This window comes from Candidatus Desulfatibia sp. (assembly GCF_036446775.1).
Lineage (GTDB): Bacteria > Desulfobacterota > Desulfobacteria > Desulfobacterales > UBA11574 > Desulfatibia_A.
In genome coordinates this window covers 1-5,266 of sequence record NZ_JAZFTO010000072.1, presented here as the reverse complement: position 1 = coordinate 5,266, position 5,266 = coordinate 1, and the positions used below count along the sequence as shown (strand labels likewise).

Sequence of the window (5,266 nt, the reverse complement as noted above, 5' to 3'; positions counted from 1 at the left end):
GTTAAATGGAACGATCAAGTCTAAACATCTGGGTTCAGGCGGCGCGGCCCAAAACACTGTGGGCGTCAGTGGCGCCGGTGGTTATCGGTTCAGCCATGGCGTTTGAAAGCGGCGGGCTGCACATTATGTCGGCACTGTCAGCGCTGCTTGGGGCGGTTTTAATCCAGATTGGCACCAATTTTGCCAACGATTACTTTGACTTTCATAAAGGTGCCGACTCAACCGACCGCCTCGGTCCCACCCGGGTCGTTCAAGCCGGCCTGGTACCGCCACCAACGATGAAGGCAGCATTTATAGCGGTATTTGTGCTGGCGGTTGTACCGGGAGCGTATCTCATCTGGCGCGCAGGGTGGCCCCTTTTTGTTATCGGCGTGCTTTCGATTCTTTTTGGTATTCTTTATACGGCCGGACCGTATCCGCTGGGTTATGTCGGTTTGGGGGAACTTTTCGTGATCATTTTTTTCGGACCGGTAGCGGTCGGCGGGACTTATTATGTGCAAACGCTGCAAATTTCTTGGCCGGTCATTATATCCGGACTGGCTCCCGGACTTTTTTCCGTGGCAATCTTAACGGTAAACAATTTACGGGATGTGCAAAGCGATCATCGCGCCGGTAAAAAAACCCTGGCCGTGCGCTTCGGCGTTACATTTTCAAAAATTGAATACCTGTTATCGATTGCGATTGCCTGTCTTATACCGCTTATATTACTACTTCATAACGACAAACACCTCTACTCCCTGCTGACGTCTGTAATTTTACTGGCGGCGATACCGTCTATTAAGACGGTGTTTACGGCGGAAGGAATCGTCTTAAACCATGTGCTTGAATCCACCGGCAAAATGCTGCTGCTTTACAGCCTGATCTTTTCCATCGGATGGATTTTATGAAAATCGCCGAAATTATCATCTATCGTTTTCGACTCAAACTTAAACAGCCCCTGACATTAAAAAATAAAATCCTGAGGTTTCGGGAAGGGTTCGTCGTCCGCCTAGCTGATGAAAGCGGCAATCATGGCTGGGGCGAGATATCCCCTCTAATTGGCTTCAGCCGGGAAACCATTGAGCAGGCGGGCCGAGAGCTGGCATTGCTGCCATCAACAATAACCGGATGCGCAATCCCGCCGAATGTTGAACTGCTCAACGGCGGCTTTGAAGACTGGTTGGGCGGCTTTAACCTCTCAGCCTCGGTGAGATTCGGTCTTGAATCGGCGGTGCTCAACATGCAGGCAATGTCAAAACAATTAGGGCTGCATCGATTGCTTGATGCCAAGGCGGCAGCAAGGGTTGCCGTCAACGCACTTTTGAGCGGAACCAGGGAGCAAATAGAAGTAAAGGCAAATGCGCTGCTTGGAAAAGGATATCGAGCATTCAAGCTGAAAGTGGGACGATTATCCCTTGATGAAGATATCGAGATGGTCGCTGGTGTCAGAAACATAATCGGTCAGGATACCCTCTTAAGACTCGACGCCAACCGCACCTGGAACCTTGACGATGCACTGAAATTTATGCAGCGTGCGGTGCAGTTCAACATCAACTATATTGAAGAGCCGCTGCAGAGCTTTTATCAATTAAAAAAGCTGATGCAAGACTGTTCTCCGCCCTTGCCGGTGGCTCTCGATGAATCTTTGCTGGAAATATCTCCACCAGAGTTGCCGCTGCTGCCTGCTTTAAAAGCCATCGTTATAAAACCGACGCTGCTGGGATTTGAACGGGCGATGCGCTTTGCCCGGGCGGCGCAGGACAACGGAATAACCCCGGTGATCTCGGCGGCGTTTGAGAGTTCGCTGGGACTGCTCGCGCTGGCTTCAATGGCGGCGGTGATAAACCACGGCCAAACACCGGCGGGGCTTGACACCCTTGCTTGGCTGGAAGAAGATTTGCCGGAAACACCCATGCGGATCCAGACCGGGAAGATTGTTCTTGATGATGATTCGAATCTTATGAAAAACATCAAAATGGAGCTTTTGGAGGAATTTACATAGCGAAGCTTAGCTTTAAACCGACAGGTTCCCACTAGCCTGATTCGGTTGCCTGGGCAAAGTGATGCTGGATGCCGGATACTGGATGCTGGATACTGGATATTCTTTCAGCACTTTTTTTATCAAGCATCCAGAAACCAGTATCCAGTATCTGCGGGTTGATGCCTTTAATGTGCCATAAAAAACTTGATGCTAATTTTAAGACCTAAGTTTATATAGAGGACTAGTGCAAAGGATTCCTTTCCCCCTACCGGAGGCTGCAGAAAAGCATGGTGATCATCCGGCTCTGATCGGGGATGACAGGGCCATCACTTATGCAGAGTTCTACCGGCTGGTTAACGCGACGGCCGGCTATTTAAGCCAAAGGGGAATAGAACGAGAAGATCGTCTGGGGATCATTGCAAACAGTTCTATCGAATATATCCTGCTGTTGACGGCCCTCTTTCAAATCGGCGCGGTAGCCTGCCCCATCAGCCCTCGCTTTCCGGAAAAAACCATAGCGGCCATGCTGGATAAAATAAACTGCACGAAAATTGTCACCGACTTACATCATATTTCAGATTCATATAACGGTACAATTATGGAGCTGTCGTCCTTATTGAGTCGGCCGAAGATGTCGGCCAACACTGTCGGGTCGCCTGAATTCGAATTAAATCAGGATGCCACCATTATGTTTACTTCGGGAAGCAGCGCGGTCCCCAAAGCGGTTTTACATACATTCGCCCACCATTATTACAGCGCCCTGGGTGCCAATGAAAATATGCCCTTACGGCCGAATGACCGCTGGCTGCTGTCGCTTCCGCTATACCATGTCGGCGGTATGGGCATCTTGTTTCGCTGTCTGTTATCCGCAGCGACTGTTGTCGTTCCGGCCCCAAATGATATGCCGGCCACGGCCATAAACCGTCACAAAGCAACCCATGTTTCTCTGGTTCCTACCCAGTTAAAAAGCCTTTTGGACGAAACTGATTCAGAGCAAACACCAAACTGCCTGAGGAGTGTTTTGCTGGGAGGGAGTTTAATTCCACATAAATTGATCATTCAGGCGCATCAAAAAGGCTTGAAGCTGTACACTACTTACGGTTTGACTGAAACGGCTTCGCAGGTAACCACTACCGCTTTAGACGATCCACCGGAAAAGCTGTTTACCTCCGGCCGTATTCTGGCGCATCGAGAAATTAAAATATCTAAAGAAAGCGAAATCCTTGTTCGCGGAAAGACGTGTTTTAAAGGGTATGTCGAAAAGGACCGTCTGATAACACCTTTTGATGCAGAGGGCTGGTTTGGCACTTCCGATCTGGGCGACATCGATCAAGACGGCTATCTCACCGTCACCGGGCGCAGGGACAATATGTTTATCTCCGGCGGGGAGAATATTCAACCTGAAGAAATCGAAGGGGTTTTAGCGCGGTTGCCTGCCATCGAAGACGTCATGGTTGTGCCGGTTCCAAGTGACAAATACGGGCACAGACCGGTTGCCTTTGTCAAGCTCCAGGGCGGGCAGAAGATGAACCCGGAGAGCATCATTTCTTATTTGGAGGATTATCTGCCCCGGTTCAAAATTCCGGACAGGCTGTATGAGTGGCCGGACAGTATAGATCAGAGTGGTTTAAAACCGAACCGGCGGTATTTTGTTCGCCTTGCGGAAAAAATGAGCCAAACCGAACCATCAAACTAATATTATTGACGATATGGTTTGCAAATCTTGTGCTTTTAGGGCTTTATTTCGAAATAGAAAGCCACGTCTTCTGGGCGTGGATTATTTACTTATATTTTTACCCGGCAAGATTTGATTGGATTTGAGAACCTGGAAATGGTCAAGTGCCATTATCCACAATTTTTTCCAGGTTCCCCAGTCGTGCCCTCCGGATACTGTGAAAACGAGATCAGACGGCAGTGTGTCTGCTAATAGACGATTTTGACGAGCGAATCGATCCTCTGTTCCATAACCCAAAGCGATACGTCTTCGATTGTCGGGCTGTGACACATATTTTTTTAATAAATACCACATATTACAGGCGTAGTCCCACGCGATAGAGGGACAATCTTCAAACTTGTCAAGCCCCCCAGCCTTTTCGATGGCATCTGCAACTACGGGACCGGCAAGAAACGGGGCCATAACAAACACGAAATAAACATCTTCTGGATATTTGGTTGCGTAAAGCAAGGCACCATGTCCACCAAGAGAGATGCCAACAAGAATGATGTTTTCATAACCATCGTTCTTCGCAGGAATAATCACCTCGGTTTTCAATAACTCGATAATTTTATTATTCAGATAAAGACTCGGATCGACATCAAGTATTTTTAAATGACCTTCAAATCCTCTTTCTCTTACTGCCTTGATAAACCCCTGTGCCTCATAATGTAAGCCCTCACCGCCAATGGTGGGTAAAAGCACAACTAGATTTCTGTTTGTTCCTACATAGAGATCGGCAAACATCGCTTTTTTGCCCCCAAACCAGGAGCATCCGGACAATAAGGCCGCCATGAGCAGATAAAAAACAAATGTTTTCTGACGGTAATAATTCATTGGACCGTTCTTTATCATGAATTTTTCGGGTTTGATTTTGTCACCGTACAAGACAGTCACACGTAAACAGGGTAGTCTATTTTAGTTTTTTGCTTTACGGATCTCAACCAGCATTACTTTAATTTTGACCCTTTTTTCCGGATCGTCCATCTTCTCCAATGCCTTTTCCAAGTGAACCGCGGCGTTTTTAAAATCTGAAATCTTTTTATAATGGATACCCAGGTAATAATGGGCGTCATGCAGCTTGGCCAGCTTGCCCCAAGTTTCACCAAGAAAATAATATACTTCAGGGTATTCAGGATATATGGAAATCAGCTTCTCAAATGCAACTGCAGCGTCCTTAAATTGCCCCATTTTCATTTGATTACGACCTTACCGCGAAATGGTGTTAATCGTCTCGGCAATTTCACGGCTGAGGCCTGCAAGCGTCCGGCTCTGGGCTGCAACCAGCGCTTCGTAGTTAACGCCTCCCACAGGCTCGCTGAAGTTTGACGTTTTCATTACTAAAACTTTTTTTCCGGCGCCTCCAAGGATGCTCCAACGAATTTTTAACGTGACATCGCCACCGACCTTACCCTCAAAGCGAATTACGGTTGCCGTGACCCGGTAATCGATCGGCGTAACGCGGGTCCAGGGGAACAGGGCAATACGATCCGTAGCGAGCAGGATCGACAGGTTTTCGGCTAAAATGCGGGAAAAATCCTCCTTTAAAGATCCCGCCCATCGATGGAACTCTGCAAACGTCAGCGCATTGC

At 48.1% G+C, this 5,266-nt stretch carries 6 protein-coding genes; 3 read left to right on the top strand and 3 right to left on the bottom strand.

Going from position 1 to position 5,266, the window contains the following annotated elements:
- Window positions 1-5 precede the first annotated feature (5 nt).
- The 3 genes from V3S16_RS03180 (at window position 6) to menE (ending at window position 3,656) form a co-directional block, all read left to right on the top strand.
- Complete coding sequence (locus V3S16_RS03180) at window positions 6-887, top strand: 1,4-dihydroxy-2-naphthoate polyprenyltransferase (protein WP_413883227.1); 882 nt, start codon at window positions 6-8, stop codon at window positions 885-887.
- The gene (gene menC, locus V3S16_RS03175) at window positions 884-1,981 is read left to right on the top strand and encodes an o-succinylbenzoate synthase (protein WP_413883226.1); all 1,098 of its coding nucleotides are present in this window, start codon (window positions 884-886) and stop codon (window positions 1,979-1,981) included. The genes V3S16_RS03180 and menC overlap by 4 nt, the downstream gene beginning before the upstream one ends.
- Window positions 1,982-2,204: 223 nt before the next feature.
- Window positions 2,205-3,656 carry an o-succinylbenzoate--CoA ligase gene (gene menE, locus V3S16_RS03170; RefSeq protein ID WP_413883225.1) on the top strand — a complete coding sequence of 484 codons (1,452 nt, stop codon included), beginning with the start codon at window positions 2,205-2,207 and terminating at the stop codon, window positions 3,654-3,656.
- Between the two features lie 81 nt (window positions 3,657-3,737).
- Here the strand turns inward: menE and V3S16_RS03165 are convergent, their stop codons facing one another.
- The 3 genes from V3S16_RS03165 to V3S16_RS03155 all read right to left on the bottom strand — a co-directional run.
- Window positions 3,738-4,562, bottom strand: a complete 825-nt coding sequence (locus V3S16_RS03165) for an alpha/beta hydrolase-fold protein (protein WP_413883224.1) — start codon at window positions 4,560-4,562, stop codon at window positions 3,738-3,740.
- A gap of 30 nt (window positions 4,563-4,592) precedes the next feature.
- Window positions 4,593-4,871, bottom strand: coding sequence for a tetratricopeptide repeat protein (locus V3S16_RS03160; RefSeq protein WP_413883223.1), 279 nt, complete (start codon window positions 4,869-4,871; stop codon window positions 4,593-4,595).
- Window positions 4,872-4,883: 12 nt separating this feature from the next.
- On the bottom strand, window positions 4,884-5,266 hold a 383-nt coding region (locus V3S16_RS03155), incomplete at its 5' end, for a membrane integrity-associated transporter subunit PqiC (protein ID WP_413883222.1).

Bases quoted from the DNA above. Each gene is read 5' to 3' on its own strand.
- menC (WP_413883226.1), top strand. From the start codon at position 884: ATGAAAATCGCCGAAATTATCATCTATCGTTTTCGACTCAAACTTAAA.
- V3S16_RS03180 (WP_413883227.1), top strand. From the start codon at position 6: ATGGAACGATCAAGTCTAAACATCTGGGTTCAGGCGGCGCGGCCCAAA.
- V3S16_RS03160 (WP_413883223.1), bottom strand. From the start codon at position 4,871: ATGAAAATGGGGCAATTTAAGGACGCTGCAGTTGCATTTGAGAAGCTG.